The organism is Frankia umida (genome assembly GCF_023242945.1).
Lineage (GTDB): Bacteria > Actinomycetota > Actinomycetes > Frankiales > Frankiaceae > Frankia > Frankia umida.
The window spans coordinates 312433-327081 of sequence record NZ_JALKFT010000002.1 but is presented as its reverse complement, the minus strand read 5'-3'; the positions used below and the strand labels follow the sequence as shown (position 1 = coordinate 327081).

The following is a 14649-nucleotide window of genomic DNA, read 5'->3' as shown; positions in this document are numbered from 1 at the left end:
CACCCCACCGGATTCGACCGGGTGTCAGGGCCGGCCGGCAGTGACCATGATCTCGGCCTTCTGGAACTCCTTGAGGGTGGCGTATCCCGTCGTGGCCATGGCTGCCCGCAGGCCTCCGGCGAGGCTGCCCGCGGTCGCGCCCACGGGGGCGCCGATGCCGTGCACGATCTCCTCCAGGGTCGCCGTACCCGCCACCGGGGACCAGTTCCCGGCGGGCAGGTCGGAGGACAACACGTTCATCGGCCAGACGCCGCCCTGGCCGGGCGCGTCCTGTGCGGTGGCGAGCACCGCGTCGACCATCACCGCGTCCGCCCCGCAGGCGACCGCCTTGGCGACGTCCCCGCCGGTGCGCAGGTCGCCGTAGCCGATCACGTGTACGTAACGGCCGCCCGACTCGTCGAGGTAGCGCATCCGCGCCCCGGCGGCGTCCGCGATCGCGGTCGCCAGGGGGACGCCGACGCCGAGTGTCTCGTGGGTCCGGTCACCGAGACCGGAGCCGACACCGACGATCACACCGGCGGCACCGGTCCGCATCAGATGCAGCGCCGTGGAGAACGACGCGCATCCGCCGACCAGCACCGGTAGGTCGAGTTCGCCGATGAACCGCTTGAGGTTGAGCGGCTCGGTCTGGCGCGACTGGTGTTCGGCGGAGACGGCGGTGCCGTGGATGACCAGCAGATCGGCCCCGGCGGCAAGCACATGCGCCGACAGCGCCCGCACCTTCTGCGGTCGCAGCGCCGCGGCGACGGTCACCCCGGCCTCCCGCAGCTCCCCCAGCCGACGGGCGATGAGGTCGGGGTCGACCGGGGTGGCGTAGAGCTCGCGCAGCCGGGCGTTGGCCACCGCGGGGCCCGCGGTGATGCCGAGGTCGGTCACCTCGGCGATCAGCGGCTCCGGTGCCTCGTACCGGGTCCACAGCCCCTCGACGTGCAGGATGCCCAGCCCACCGAGCCGGCCCAGCGCGATCGCGGACGCGGGTGAGGTGATGGCGTCCGCCGGCGCGGCCACCAGCGGCAGGTCGAACCGGTAGGCGTCGATCTCCCAGCCCAGCGACACGTCCCGCGGGTCACGGGTGCGCCGTGACGGGACGATGCCGACGGCGTCGAGACCGTACGCGACCCGCGCGTTCCTACCAATGCCGATCTCGACCTCTGCCACGCTTGCGGTCTCCTGACTCCAGCCGGTGGCCTGGCCCCGGCACGACGCGAAACAACACGGTGGACGGGGGCGCCCGCGGCACCACCCGTCCACCCGAGATGGGAAGGAGCTCTCGTCAGCGCACGGAGTTGTAGTTCGGCGCCTCGACGGTCATCTGGACGTCGTGCGGGTGGCTCTCGACCAGGCCGGCGGAGGTGATCCGGATCAGCTGCGCGTCGTCCTGAAGGCGTTGGATCGTCGGCGAGCCGGTGTATCCCATCGCGGCGCGCAGCCCGCCGATGAGCTGGTGCGCGACGGCCGCGAGCGAGCCGCGGTAGGGCACCTGCCCCTCGACGCCCTCGGGGACGAGCTTGTCGTCGGAGAGCACGTCGTCCTGGAAGTAGCGGTCCTTGGAGTAGGACCGCGCCACGCCGCGGCTGCGCATCGCCGCCAGCGAGCCCATGCCCCGGTATGCCTTGAACTGCTTGCCGTTGATGAAGATGAGCTCGCCCGGGCTCTCGTCCACGCCGGCGAGCAGGCTGCCGAGCATGACCGTGTCGGCGCCGACCGCGATCGCCTTGGCGATGTCCCCGGAGTACTGCAGGCCACCGTCGCCGATGACGGGCACGCCGTGGCGCCGGGCGACCTGGGCCGCCTCGTAGATCGCGGTGACCTGCGGCACACCGACACCGGACACGATGCGGGTGGTGCAGATCGAGCCGGGCCCGACCCCGACCTTGATCGCGTCCGCGCCGGCGGCGATGAGCGCGGCGGCTCCGGCGCCGGTCGCCACGTTCCCACCGATGATGTCCAGCGGGCGGCCGCCGGGACCGGCCCGCAGATCGGTCTTGAGCCGGCGGACCATGTCGGGCACGGCCCGCTGGTGCCCGTGCGCGGTGTCGACGATCAGGAAGTCCACACCGGCGGCGACGAGCACCTGGGCCCGCTTGTAGGCGTCCTCCCCGACGCCGACCGCGGCGCCGACGACGAGCCGGCCGTCCGCGTCCTTGGTGGCGTTCGGGTACTGCTCACGCTTGGTGAAGTCCTTGACGGTGATCAGCCCGCGCAGCCGACCCGAGTCGTCGACGATCGGCAGCTTCTCGATCTTGTGTCGGTGCAGCAGGGCAAGCGCGTCCTCGGGGGACACGCCGACCGGCGCGGTGATCAGCGGCATCCGGGTCATCACGTCCTGGACCCGGCGGGAGTAGTCACGCTCGAAGCGGATGTCACGGTTGGTGACGATCCCGACGAGCTGGCCGTCCGGCTCGGTCACCGGCACACCGGAGATGCGGTAGCGCGCCATGAGGACGTTGGCGTCCTCGAGGGTGGCCTCGGGGCCGCAGGTCACCGGTGCGGTGATCATGCCGGACTCGGACCGCTTGACCATGTCGACCTGCTGGGCCTGCTCGTCGATCGACAGGTTGCGGTGCAGCACACCGACGCCGCCCTGGCGGGCCATGGCGATCGCCATCCGCGCCTCGGTCACCGTGTCCATCGCCGAGGAGACCAGCGGGACGGCGAGGTTGATCGAACGCGACAGCCGGGTCGACGTGTCGGCCTCGGAGGGCACCAGGTCGGACTCGGCCGGCAGCAGCAGGACGTCGTCGAAGGTCAGCCCGAGCATCGCGAGCTTCGGCGGTACCGGGGCGGCGTCGGCACCCAGCAGGTCTGCTCGGGGCTCGACGGAGCCTGCGCCCGACGTGGACGAGTGCGTGGCGACAGGGGCGTTCATGGCACCTTCCGTTCCGGAGTGACCGGTGCCGCGGCGCTGCGGAACCGCCCGACGGCCACGGCCCCGCCGGGTGCCTGGGGTCCGGCCCGATCGCCCGGTGGACGAGACGGGAACGCGGGGCCTCGCGGACCCCGGGCCCGCGTGCGGCCATCGCTGGGAGGCATCCGGCCGTCGGGTCACGGCACATCCCCATCGTAGAGGGCGATGGCACCACTGGGCGGGCGCCGCGTGACCGAGATCGCGGCCGGGCCACGGTGTCGCCTCGCTACCCGCGACGGTGGCCGTGCCCTGCGCGGACGACCCTGGCCACCAGCGCGAAGAGCTGTGACCGCCGGTCGTGGGGACCCGCACAACCGGTGGGATGGGCGCGACCGACGGGGTTTTCGGGACGACGACGAGCCGCCGAACCTCTCACAAGCGCCGCACAACGGTGCCGAGACTCCGAATCGGGACCACTTAGCAGTCCGGGCAAGCGTAGCGTTGTCCTCGTGAGCGACGAGCCTGTCGACCCCTTCGCGGGTGACCCCGAGGATCCGGCCGCTGAGCTCGCGCGCCTCGACTCCGCAGACGATCTCCATCTGCTCGAACCGCTTTCCCTGCACGAGCGGGAAGAGGTCCTCGCGGAGCTGGGAGACCTGGACGTCTTCCGCACGTTGCTCGAGCCACGCGGATACCGCGGGCTCGTGGTCGACTGCGAGGGTTGCGCTGAGCCCCACTACTTCGACTGGGAGCTGCTGGCCGGCAATCTGCGCAACCTGCTCAACGAGGGCCGCACCCGGGTGCACGAGCCGGCGTTCGCGCCTGACTACTCGTGCTACGTGAGCTGGGAGTACGCCCGCGGCTTCGCCGATGGCGTCTACGAGGCGTCCGCCGCCTCGGAGGCCGACTCCCGCTGAGTTCCACCGCGCGGTCGCGATCGCGCGGTGTCCGCCGTCCCATGGTGTGGCCGGTCGTCCCGGGGATGTGGTGGCCGTTCCTCGCGGTGGGGTGCTTCCTCCTGCCCCGGGTGTGCCCGGGTGGGGGTCCACGTTCGGACGTCCGCGGTAGAACTTTCGAGCCAGCGCGACATCCGCCGCGCCCGGACCATCCGCCGTACCCGGACCATCCGATCTGACCGAGCGTGCGCCGGCGGCTCGGTTCCGTGACGCGCGCCGGGCATACCGGACGAGGACCTGGGCCGGGCGGACAGCGAACCGCGGCACAGCTCGCGCGAGGTCGTGTGACCAGCCGAGGTCGTGGGTAGGCGAAGGTCCTGGGTAGGCAGAACACCATCCGACCCGCTCCGCCCCTCGGCGTTGGCCGCGGCATGCCCCGACGGTGCGGCGCGGTCAGGCACGCCGCGACAGGTCGCGGACCGACGGTGGCCGATGCCGGGCCCAGGGTGAAATTTTCAAGATCCCCGGGAGGGTGACCGGTACTACGGTGACGCCGCGGCGCTCGCCGCTCAGGTCGAAAGGGGGGCTCAGGCCGATGACCGATGTTCGACGACTTCCCGGCCCCGGCGCGGAGAAGTGGGAGTGGCAGCTTCACGGCGCCTGCCGGGGCGAGAGTACGGAGTTGTTCTTCCATCCCGAAGGCGAACGCGGGCCAGCCCGGGCGGCACGGGAGGCGGCGGCCAAGGCGATCTGCGCCCGCTGTCCGGTCGTGCGTGCGTGCGGCGAGTACGCGCTGACCGCACGCGAGCCGTACGGCGTCTGGGGCGGGCTCAGCGAGTCCGAACGCGAGGCGATCCTCACCGGCCGCTCGCGGCGCGGGGTGACCCGCCGCGTACCGGCACGTCCTGGGCTCGCGCCGGCCTGCTGAGCGGCGCACCGATGAGCGGTGGGGGGCGGACCGGGAGCCGATATGGCCGACATCCCCGCCCGCCACCGCTGATCACCCGGGACGGGTGAGGCCCTGACTGGTTGTCACCCGACGAGGGTGGAAGCGGCGGCCGGTGCCCACCGAAACGGCGATGCGGCCCGCCTGAACCCCCTGCCGGGGGCCCAGGTCGGGCCGCATCGTTGTGCGTGGCCGGTCAGAAACCGGGGCCGTGCTGGTGGCTGTGGCCGTGGCCGTGGCCATGGCTGTGCCCGTGGTCGCCCGCGGACCTGGCCGGCTTCTCGACGACGAGGCTCTCGGTGGTGATGAGCAGCGCCGCGATCGACGCGGCGTTCGCCACCGCCGAGCGGGTGACCTTGACCGGGTCGATGATGCCGGCCGCGATCAGGTCGGTGTACTCGCCGGTCGCGGCGTTGTAGCCGTGGCCGGGCTTGAGCTCCCTGACCTTGTTGACGATGACCGCTCCCTCCTGGCCCGCGTTGCGCGCGATCCAGGACAGCGGAGCGTCGAGCGAGGAACGCACGACGTTCACACCGGCGAGTTCGTCACCGGTGCGACCGAGGCCCCCGTCGAGCACCGAGGCGACGTGCACGAGGGCGGCGCCGCCACCGGCGACGATGCCCTCCTCGATGGCCGCGCGGGTCGCCGAGACAGCGTCCTCGAGACGGTGCTTCTTCTCCTTGAGCTCCACCTCGGTGGCGGCGCCGACGCGGATGACCGCGACCCCGCCCGCGAGCTTGGCCAGCCGCTCCTGGAGCTTCTCGCGGTCCCAGTCGGACTCGCTGGCCTCGATCTCGCCCTTGAGGTTGCGCACGCGCTCGGCGACCGCGTCCGCGTCGCCGGCACCGTCGACGAGGATGGTGTTGCCCGCGTCGACGACCACGCGCCGGACCTGGCCGAGATCGGCGAGGGTCGCCGCGTCCAGGGACAGGCCGACCTCGGTGGCGATGACCTGCCCACCGGTGAGCACCGCGATGTCCTGCAGCAGCGCCTTGCGGCGGTCACCGAAGCCGGGCGCCTTCACCGCGACGACCTGGAAGGTCTTGCGGATCGTGTTCACCACCAGGGTGGACAGCGCCTCGCCCTCGATGTCCTCGGCGATGATCAGCAGCGGCTTGCGCTCCTGCACGACCTGCTCGAGCAGGGGCAGGATCTCGTTCAGCGCCGCGATCTTGCCCGGGTAGAGCAGGACGTAGGCGTCCTCGAGCACCGCTTCCTGGGAGTCGGTGTCGGTGACGAAGTACGGCGAGATGTAGCCCTTGTCGAACTGCATCCCCTCGGTGAGCTCAAGGTCGAGCCCGAGGGTCTGGCTCTCCTCGACCGTGATGACGCCGTCCTTGCCGATCTTGTCGATCGCCTCGGCGATCAGCTCGCCGACCCGGACGTCCTGCGCGGAGATCGCCGCCACCTGGGCGATGGTCTCCTTCGCGCTGACCTCGATGGCCTGCTCGAGCAGCGCCGCCGAGACGGCCTCGACCGCGGCCTCGATGCCAGCCTTGAGCGACAGCGGTGCGGCGCCCGCGGTGACCTGCTTGAGGCCGAACCGGACCATTCCCTGGGCCAGCACGGTCGCCGTGGTGGTGCCGTCACCGGCGACGTCGTTGGTCTTGGTGGCGACCTCCTTGGCGAGCTGGGCGCCAAGGTTGCGGTACGGGTCGTCCAGCTCGACCTCGCGCGCGATCGTCACCCCGTCATTGGTGATCGTCGGCGCGCCGTAGTTCTTGTCGATGACGACGTTGCGCCCGCGTGGGCCGATCGTCACCTTCACCGCGTTGGCGAGCGCGTTGACGCCGTCCTCGAGTGCGTGACGGGCATCCTCGTTGAACGTCAGAATTTTCGGCATACCTGAGGTGTCCTCCCGACATCGATTGCCGGTAGCACAACGAGAAGCGCGCCCCGCCGGTGCACCCGGCGGACACCGGGCGGCCACCAGCGGGGCGCGCCCCCCGTCGCGTCGCTACCGACGCACGGCCTACTTCTCGATGATCGCGAGGACGTCGCGCGCGGAGAGCACCAGGTACTCCTCGCCCGAGTACTTGACCTCGGTACCGCCGTACTTGCTGTAGAGCACCACGTCGCCGACCTTCACGTCGAGCGGGACGCGCTTGCCGTCCTCGAACCGACCCGGTCCGACCGCGAGAACAGTCCCCTCCTGGGGCTTCTCCTTGGCCGTGTCCGGAATCACGATGCCCGATGCGGTGGTCTGCTCGGCATCCGACGGCTGCACGACGATGCGGTCTTCAAGAGGCTTGATAGCAACCTTGGTGGCGGTCGTCACGATCGACCTCCCCCTTCCTACGCTGGATGAGAGAGCGACCCTGGCGGCCTGCCGTCGCGGGTGAACAGGCGCCTGTCGTCGCTGGCACTCTCACGTGCCGAGTGCCAACCTAGCACCCGCACCACGCACGTCAACCAAGAAGGGCGGATCTGTCAAGACTCAAAGGCCGACGCTGTGCCCGGGACGTACTCCGTGGACGTGGACCGACGCGCCCGTTCCGCCCGTGATCGTGGGGATCCGGGCGTCCAGGCACGCCGCGGATCCGGTCGCGTGCCCCGACCCCCACCACCGACCGCCCCCGTGAGCTGCGCGACGATCGGGGTGGACCGATACACCGCCAGCATCCGACGGGAGTCCGACGATGATCTGGATGTGGGAGGCCAAGGCCGCCCCCGGCCAGCTCACCCGACTACGGGACTGGGCGGTCGACGCCCTCGGCGACCGCGACGGTGAGGTGTATCTCAGCCACCAGCGGGCGGGCGACCTGGTCGTCGTGATCATCCGCACCACCGCGCCACCGATGCCCACCGAGCCACCGATGCCCACTGTGCCACCGATGCCCACTGTGCCACCGATGCCCACTGTGCCACCCGGCCTCACCACGGGCGCCCCGCACGCATGGCCGTTCGAGCAGGTGCACCCGCCGGCCGCCGCCTAGGACCGGGGCACGCCCGGCGACGCCCCGCTCGGAGATCACCGGTGCGCGGGGTGCGCCCGGGTCACGGTGGTGGTGTTCGCGTCCGATTCGCCGCCCGCGACAACCCAGGTAGGCGGATCCCGATCCGGAACCGGCCGCGGGGCGCCGGCGACTTCTCGTGGACGCCTGGTCAGCCGGTGGCGGCTGGACCGCCGGTGCCCTCCCGGGCGTCGATCTGCTGGCGGGCGATCTCGCAGGCGGCGGCGCCGTGGGTCGGGTCCACATCGACGAGTCGGGCCACGATGCGGCGCAGCAGCCGGACGAACTCCTCGCGCTCCGCGGGTTCCAGCGCGGCGAGAACATGCTGGTCAACCAGCAGTCGCTGCTGCTGGGCGGCCGTGTGGACGAGGGCGCCGCGTTCGGTCGCGACGAGGATGCGAGCGCGACGATCGGCCGGATCCGGCTGACGGAGCACAAGCCCGTCCCGCTCGAGTTCGTCGACCAGACGCACCATGACCGTGCGGTCGATGCCGAACCTGCGCGCGACCTCTATCTGGTTGCGACCCTCACCCTCCACGGCGGCGCCCAGCACCTGAAGCGCGCGCAGACCACCGGGCACCTGCGTGCAGGCCGAGGCGGCCGCCTCGAGGTAGCCGTACTGCGCCTGACCCATCAGCCAGCCGAGATCGTGCCCCAGGTCCTCGGGCAGACCCTCGGCCTCGGCGCCGTGCACCGCGGCAGACGCCCCGGCGTCGCTCATCGTGCCAGGGTACCCGCGTTCGCCAGCCCGATCACCCCGTGAGATAAGTGCGCTTGCAGACGATCCTATCTAAAGATAGTCTCGGCATCGATCTTCGCACCGGGTGAAGATCTTCCATCGAGATCTTTCCTGCGCGTGGTTGACGCGGCCTGACCTGGCTGGCCCGGCCTGAGCAACCGCGACGCGAACGTGACTCGGCAACCGTGACTCAAAGGACGGCTCATGGCCCACCTACTGCACGTCGACGCCAGCTTCGCCCGTGAGGGTTCGACCTCCCGGGCGCTGGGCGCTGTCTTCGCCGAGGCCTGGCAGGCCGCCCATCCCGGCGGCACCCTCGGCTACCGGGATCTCGCCCTCACGCCCCCGCCCCATCTGGACTGGGAGACCGTCTCCGCCGGCTTCCTGCCCTCCGACCAGCACTCGCCCACGCAGACCGAGGCCGTCAAGCGGCGCGAGGAGCTGGTCGCCGAGCTCGAGGCGGCCGACGAGTACCTGTTCACGCTGCCGATGTACAACTTCTCGGTGCCCTCGACGTTCAAGGCGTGGGTCGATCAGATCATCATCGTGGGCCGCACGCTGCGCCAGCCTCCGGAGCCCTCGGCGCTGACCGGTTCCCGCGTCACCGTGCTCGCCACCCAGGGCGGTTCCTACGCGGCGGGCACACCCAAGGAGGGCTGGGACCACCAGCTCCCCTACGTGGCACACATCCTGGAGTCACTCGGCGCGACCGATGTCGAGCTGATCCGGGTGGAGATGACGCTCGCTCCGGTCAACCCGGCGCTCGCGGAGTTCATCGACCTGAACACCCGCAGCCGCAGCGCCGGCGAGGCGGCTCTGCGCGCCCGCGCGGCAGCCTGACCGGGCCACCGGCGGCTGCTGGTCAGGGTTGCAGCAGGGCGCTGCCGGGGAGGGCACGCTCCCGGTCGTCGAGCAGAATGCCGTAGCCCACCGTGTCGATCGGCCGGGCCCGCATGACGAAGGCATCGCCGCCGGAGGGCTGGTAGTAGCCGCGCCGCTGACCGATGTCGACGAAGCCGAGCCGGTGGTAGAGGGCCCGGGCGGCGTGGTTGTCGGTGCGGACCTCCAGCCCGCAGGAGCGCGCCCCCAACTGGCGCGCCCGGCGCAGCAGGCTGATCATCAGACGGGCGCCGACTCCCCTGCCACGCAGGTGCGGGACGACTCCCACCGTCTGGATGTAGGCCCCGTCCTCGGAGATCGCCAGACCCGCGTAACCGACGATCGACGTCAGGTCGTGCGTGGCGACACCACGCGGGCGCGACAGCGCGGTCAGGTAGTAACGCTGATCGCCCTGGGCGAGCTCGGACCAGAACAGCTCGGCGCTCCACGCGTCGGCCACGAAGACCGTGCGCTCGAGGTTCGCGATGGTCTCGACATGCCACCAGCGCGTGGGCACCATGACAAGATCCACGACGGCCTGCGCGCCGGCCGGGGGTTCGCTGACCGGGAGCGGGGAGGTCCGGGGTCTGGTGACGGAGGATCCAGGAGCTGGCGGCTCGGTCGTGGCGGGCCGGGCCGGGCGGCCCGGCTGGGTCATGAGCTGACCGGCTTCGGGGCGTGCGGCTCGGAGGCGTCCGGTCGTCGCAGGTAGAGCGGGACCAGGGGCGGCGGGACACGCCCCGCCAGCAGATCGGCGCCGGCGAGGCCGACCAGCAGCTCCGGACGCGGGTAGCCCGCCTCCGGCACGGTGGTGTCACCGCCCGCGGCGGGTAGGGGAAGCTCCGCGAAGTCGGCGAACAGGTCCGCGTACAGGGCCCGACCTGGGCCGACGACCGCCGTGACGCCGTGAGCACGCAACAGCTCGGCGACCTGCGCCGGCCGGCCGACCGCGGGGTCGCCCACCCGCACGCCATCGTCGTACCGGGCCCAGTACACCTCCCGCCGACGGGCATCGGTGACCACGGCGGTCGCCCCGATCGTCGCGGCACCGATGCCGTCCAGCGAGCAGACGCCGTGCACGGGGATCTCCAGCGCGTCGGCGAACGCGGCGGCCGTGACCATCCCGACCCGCAGGCTGGTGAACGGCCCCGGCCCGGCTCCGACGACGACCGCCGCGAGGTCGCAGGGGTGCACGTCCGCTTCGTCGAGCACCGAGCGCATCGACGGCGCCAGCAGCTCGCCGTGGCGGCGGGCATCGACGGTGACGACGCTGCCGCGCGGCCAGACCTGCACCCCGGCGTCGCCGACGGCCTCATCCAGCCAGCTCGGGCCGCCGGGATTCGCGGCGGTCTCGGCCGCCGTCAGTTCAGCGAGGGCCACAGCACAGGCAGCCGTGGACGTATCAAGGGCCAGCACCAGCACCGCTCCAGCCTACGGAGGCGCCCGACCCACCGAGGCCGCGCCCCATGCCCGTCAGCTCGACAGGCCACGCAGACGTGCGGTCCAGGACGGGCCGGATGCCAGCAGCCGCACGGTTCGGACCTCGCCGGACTCGTCGGCGGTGGGCCGGGTCAGCACCACCTCCAGATGGTCCTGGGCGAGACCTTCGACCAGGCCCGCGCCCCATTCGACGACGGTCACCGACCGGTCGGCGTCGGCGTCGAGGTCCAGGTCGTCCGCCTCGGCCGCCGCGCCGAGCCGGTAGGCGTCCACATGGACGAGCGGGATGCGGCCGTCGGCGTAGATCCGCGACAGCACGTAGGTCGGCGAGGTGACCGTCTCCCGGACGCCGAGACCGGCCGCGATGCCCTGGGCGAGCACGGTCTTGCCGGCACCGAGCGGCCCTGAGAGCACGATCAGATCGCCGGGACGCAGCACGACGGCCAGCCGCGCGCCGAGCGCACGCATCCGCTCGGCCGTCGGGATCCGCACCGTCGGGATCTCCAGCGCCGGGGCCTGAACGCCGTCGTCGGCACCGCGTGTCGGGTTCACGCTCATGGCTCCATTCTCACCACTCGCGCGCACCTTCCCCGCCCACCGGCCGCGACAGCGGCTGCCGCGGGTCTTCGAACGGGCTCAGGCGGCGCCGAGCGGTCGGGCGGTCCGGCGGTGCGCGGCGGCGGGCCGGGCGACGGCGGGGCCGGTGACGGCACGCTCGACCAGTCGACGGATCGCCGCGTTCACCGCCGCGGGGCGTTCCAGCATGATGGCGTGCCCGGCGTTCTCCTCGACGAGCAGCTCCGCCTCGGGCAGGGCCGCCGCGATCGTGCGGCTGTGACCGACCGGGGTGACCAGGTCCGCGGCTCCGACGACGATCAGCGTGGGGGTGGTCGTGAACCGGTCGACGGCGGCGAGACGGTCGTTGTCGAGCAGGGTCGGCAGGAAGGCCGCGATGACCTCCACCGGAGTCCGGGAGACCATCTCCTCGAGGAAGGTGATGACGGCGGGCGACAGGTCGGTGCCGCCGAAGGCGATCCGGCGGGTCACCTCCCAGGACAGGTCGCTGCCGCTGCCGCGCAGGTGCTCGAGCACCCCGGACGCCCGCCGCATGCCGACGGCGACACCCGGCACCACCCGCCGCACGACCCCGGTCAGCAGCGCCGCCGGGCCCAGGGTGGCCCGGGCGAGCTCCGAGGCGCTGGTGGACAGCAGGGCGACGCCGATGATGCGCTCGCCGAACAGTTCCGGATGCTCCTCGGCGAGCCCCAGCACCGCCATGCCGCCCATCGAGTGGCCGATCAGCACGATCGGCCCGGTGGGGACCCGCTCGCGGATGACCCGGTACAGGTCATCCGCGAGCACGTCGATGGTGCAGTTGCCCACGACGGACGGACCGGAACGCCCGTGGGCGCGCTGGTCGAAGAACACCATCCGCCCGAGATCGGCCAGATCGCGCTGCTGCAGGATCCAGCTGTCGGAACACACGCAGAACCCGTGCACGAACACCAGGGTGAGCGGTGCGTCCGCCGGGCCGGTCTCCTCGACGTGCAGCGGTACCCCGTCGCCGGCGAGGACGGTGGTGACCCGGCCGTCGATCCGCGCGGCCTCGAACGACCTGGTGACCTCCGTACGCAGGCGACGACGGTGGATGGCCCGGCGCTCGGCGACGAGACCGGCGACAGCGGCCACCCCGACCACCCCGAGTGAGCCGGTGACCGCCCGTGCTGCTCGGGACCCCGCCACCGCACCGACCGACCTGACCATCCCCGCCTCCGTCCACCGCACAACCCGGCTCCTCCGGACTGCCCTGAACCGATGATGCCTCGCACATCCGACACAGGCAGGTTCGAGGGGACTCGTCCACGACCATGGTCCGGCGTGCACGGGTCAGACGCGGGGCCGCTCAGGGGCCGGTCAGCCCGCGCTCCGTAGCCGGTTGGCGACGGAGCGGATCATCGGGGTGGATCAGGCGAAGCCCGGCATCGGGAAACCGGCGGTCAGCTCGTTGACCTGGGCCCGAATCCGCTCGATCGTCGCGGTGTCGTTGGCCGAGGCCGCCTTGACGGCGTCGTCGATCCAACCGGCGATCAGCGGCATGTGCGCGGTGGTCAGGCCCCGGGTGGTCACCGCGGCGGTGCCGAGGCGGATGCCGGACGGGTCGAACGGCTTGCGCTTGTCGAACGGCACGGCGTTGTAGTTCAGCTCGATACCCGCGGCGTCCAGCGCCTTGGCCGCCGGCTTGCCGCCGATGTCCTTGCTGGTCAGGTCGATGAGGATCAGGTGGTTGTCGGTACCGCCGGTGACCAGGTCGAAGCCACGCTCGACCAGGGCCTCGGCCAGGGCGCGGGCGTTGGCGACGATGGCCTGGGCGTACTCGCGGAACGACGGGGTCGCCGCCTCCCGCAGCGCGACGGCGATCGCCGCGGTGGTGTGGTTGTGCGGGCCACCCTGCAGACCGGGGAAGACCGCCTTGTCCAGCGCCGTGGCATGCTCCGCGTCCGACATCAGCATCGCGCCACGCGGGCCGCGCAGCGTCTTGTGCGTGGTGGTGGAGATCACCGGGGCGTGCCCGACCGGGGACGGATGCGCACCCCCGGCGATGAGCCCGGCGATGTGCGCGATGTCGGCGACGAGCACGGCGCCGACCTCCCGCGCGATCTCGGCGAAACCGGGGAAGTCGATCGTGCGCGGGATCGCCGTGCCGCCGCAGAAGATGACCTTCGGACGCTCGGCCAGGGCGAGGTCACGCACCTCGTCCAGGTCGATCCGGCCGGTGTCGGCCCGCAGCCCGTAACGAACGCTGCGGAACCACTTGCCGGTCGCCGACACGCTCCACCCGTGGGTGAGGTGCCCGCCCATCGGCAGTGACAGACCCATGATCGTGTCGCCGGGCTGGGCGAAGGCCAGGTAGACGGCCAGGTTCGCCGGCGACCCGGAGTACGGCTGGACATTGGCGTGCTCGACCCCGAACAGCGCCTTCGCCCGGTCGACGGCGAGGGTCTCGATCGGGTCGATGACCTGCTGGCCCTCGTAGTAGCGCTTCCCGACGTACCCCTCGGAGTACTTGTTGGTCAGCACCGAACCGGATGCCTCGAGCACCGCGGTGGACACGTAGTTCTCCGAGGCGATCAACCTGATGGACCCGTGCTGGCGGGAGGCCTCGGCCTCGATCAGACCCGCGATCTCCGGATCGGCGACGGTCAGTTCGGGAAGGGGTGGGTTGTGCACAGTAACCTCCGGCACGTCTCGTTCGGCCGGAGGCACCCAGACGCGCGGCACCGACCCGCTCATCGCTCCCCGGTGGTCAGTTCCACCTCTGTGCGCCAGTCGCGACTACGCCTCGATCCTAGTCGCCGACCCCCGCCCGACGCACGACCCCCCGTCCCCGGCCGACACCGCACCCTCTGGACGACACCCCGCCCGCCGCCGAGCGGGCCACCGATCACCCGGACCTTCGACTGGGTCACGTCCGGGCCGGCCTGCCCGGCCAAGCGGGACGTCGTCCTCTACCGTGGAGTGACCGGCCCATCGATAGTGATCACGGAGGCAGATACATGAAGCTGTCATGGCGCAGGCATCAGGAGCCCGTCTCCGCGAACCCGAACCGGACCCTCACCGGCCCGGAGCGCGCCGCCGCGCTCGGCGTGGCCGACGAGTCCGAGCCCGAACTCGAGCTCGAGCCCGCCGTGGCCGCCTCGGTTGCGATCACGGCGACCAGCGCGGTCGGAGTCGGCTCCCCGGTGCTGGCATCGACGTCGGCCGCCCCGAGCGGGCCGAAGCCGGTGATGCTCACCCTCACCACCCGGGGCCAGATCGAACAGGCCGAGCAGGAAGCCGCCCAGGCCGCCGCCCAGCCAGTGCGGCGCCGCATGGAACGCGGCATGTTCGGCGGCAGCACCGCGACCGGCGGCGGCTGCTCCTCCGGCGGCTGCGGCTGACGCCGCGGA

The 14649-nt window shown here is 71.9% G+C and carries 15 protein-coding genes and 1 riboswitch; of the genes, 5 read left to right on the top strand and 10 right to left on the bottom strand.

Going from position 1 to position 14649, the window contains the following annotated elements; genetic code table 11:
- Positions 1–24: 24 nt before the first annotated feature.
- Entirely contained in the window at positions 25–1158 is a 1134-nt protein-coding gene (locus MXD59_RS03705) for a GuaB3 family IMP dehydrogenase-related protein (protein WP_248823414.1), read from the bottom strand.
- Between the two features lie 115 nt (positions 1159–1273).
- Positions 1274–2869, bottom strand: coding sequence for an IMP dehydrogenase (gene guaB, locus MXD59_RS03700; protein WP_283096272.1), 1596 nt, complete (start codon positions 2867–2869; stop codon positions 1274–1276).
- Between the two features lie 488 nt (positions 2870–3357).
- On the opposite strand from guaB, the gene MXD59_RS03695 reads away from it, so the two are divergent.
- Both MXD59_RS03695 and MXD59_RS03690 read left to right on the top strand, forming a co-directional pair.
- A complete protein-coding gene (locus MXD59_RS03695; RefSeq protein ID WP_163547526.1) occupies positions 3358–3765 on the top strand; it encodes a DUF5319 domain-containing protein in 408 nt (135 codons plus the stop codon).
- 574 nt (positions 3766–4339) lie between these two features.
- Entirely contained in the window at positions 4340–4672 is a 333-nt protein-coding gene (locus tag MXD59_RS03690; protein ID WP_163547527.1) for a WhiB family transcriptional regulator, read from the top strand.
- A gap of 214 nt (positions 4673–4886) precedes the next feature.
- On the opposite strand, the gene groL is transcribed toward MXD59_RS03690, so the two are convergent.
- Together groL and groES are read right to left on the bottom strand one after the other, a co-directional pair.
- Positions 4887–6533, bottom strand: coding sequence for a chaperonin GroEL (gene groL, locus MXD59_RS03685; protein WP_248823413.1), 1647 nt, complete (start codon positions 6531–6533; stop codon positions 4887–4889).
- A gap of 129 nt (positions 6534–6662) precedes the next feature.
- Positions 6663–6968, bottom strand: coding sequence for a co-chaperone GroES (groES, locus tag MXD59_RS03680; protein ID WP_009740479.1), 306 nt, complete (start codon positions 6966–6968; stop codon positions 6663–6665).
- A gap of 370 nt (positions 6969–7338) precedes the next feature.
- Here groES and MXD59_RS03675 point away from each other — a divergent pair, with 370 nt between their 5' ends.
- Entirely contained in the window at positions 7339–7626 is a 288-nt protein-coding gene (locus MXD59_RS03675; protein ID WP_248823412.1) for a hypothetical protein, read from the top strand.
- A gap of 169 nt (positions 7627–7795) precedes the next feature.
- On the opposite strand, the gene MXD59_RS03670 is transcribed toward MXD59_RS03675, so the two are convergent.
- Positions 7796–8365 carry a MarR family winged helix-turn-helix transcriptional regulator gene (locus MXD59_RS03670; RefSeq protein ID WP_248823411.1) on the bottom strand — a complete coding sequence of 190 codons (570 nt, stop codon included), beginning with the start codon at positions 8363–8365 and terminating at the stop codon, positions 7796–7798.
- Positions 8366–8587: 222 nt separating this feature from the next.
- Between MXD59_RS03670 and MXD59_RS03665 the strand changes: the two genes are divergently transcribed.
- On the top strand, positions 8588–9223 hold the full coding sequence (locus tag MXD59_RS03665) for an FMN-dependent NADH-azoreductase (RefSeq protein ID WP_248823410.1): 636 nt from the start codon (positions 8588–8590) through the stop codon (positions 9221–9223).
- Between the two features lie 22 nt (positions 9224–9245).
- Here the strand turns inward: MXD59_RS03665 and rimI are convergent, their stop codons facing one another.
- From rimI to glyA, 5 genes are all read right to left on the bottom strand, one after another.
- Complete coding sequence (rimI, locus tag MXD59_RS03660) at positions 9246–9782, bottom strand: ribosomal protein S18-alanine N-acetyltransferase (RefSeq protein ID WP_248823409.1); 537 nt, start codon at positions 9780–9782, stop codon at positions 9246–9248.
- 134 nt (positions 9783–9916) lie between these two features.
- Positions 9917–10684: a tRNA (adenosine(37)-N6)-threonylcarbamoyltransferase complex dimerization subunit type 1 TsaB gene (gene tsaB / locus MXD59_RS03655; protein ID WP_248823408.1), complete on the bottom strand. Its 768-nt coding sequence runs from the start codon at positions 10682–10684 to the stop codon at positions 9917–9919.
- 51 nt (positions 10685–10735) lie between these two features.
- Complete coding sequence (tsaE, locus tag MXD59_RS03650; RefSeq protein ID WP_504858334.1) at positions 10736–11260, bottom strand: tRNA (adenosine(37)-N6)-threonylcarbamoyltransferase complex ATPase subunit type 1 TsaE; 525 nt, start codon at positions 11258–11260, stop codon at positions 10736–10738.
- A gap of 78 nt (positions 11261–11338) precedes the next feature.
- Positions 11339–12487, bottom strand: a complete 1149-nt coding sequence (locus MXD59_RS03645) for an alpha/beta fold hydrolase (RefSeq protein WP_248823407.1) — start codon at positions 12485–12487, stop codon at positions 11339–11341.
- Between the two features lie 180 nt (positions 12488–12667).
- A complete protein-coding gene (glyA, locus tag MXD59_RS03640; protein ID WP_248823459.1) occupies positions 12668–13930 on the bottom strand; it encodes a serine hydroxymethyltransferase in 1263 nt (420 codons plus the stop codon).
- 27 nt (positions 13931–13957) lie between these two features.
- Positions 13958–14043, bottom strand: a riboswitch (ZMP/ZTP riboswitch).
- A gap of 213 nt (positions 14044–14256) precedes the next feature.
- On the opposite strand from glyA, the gene MXD59_RS03635 reads away from it, so the two are divergent.
- Positions 14257–14640: a hypothetical protein gene (locus tag MXD59_RS03635; RefSeq protein WP_248823406.1), complete on the top strand. Its 384-nt coding sequence runs from the start codon at positions 14257–14259 to the stop codon at positions 14638–14640.
- The last annotated feature ends 9 nt before the right edge of the window (positions 14641–14649 follow it).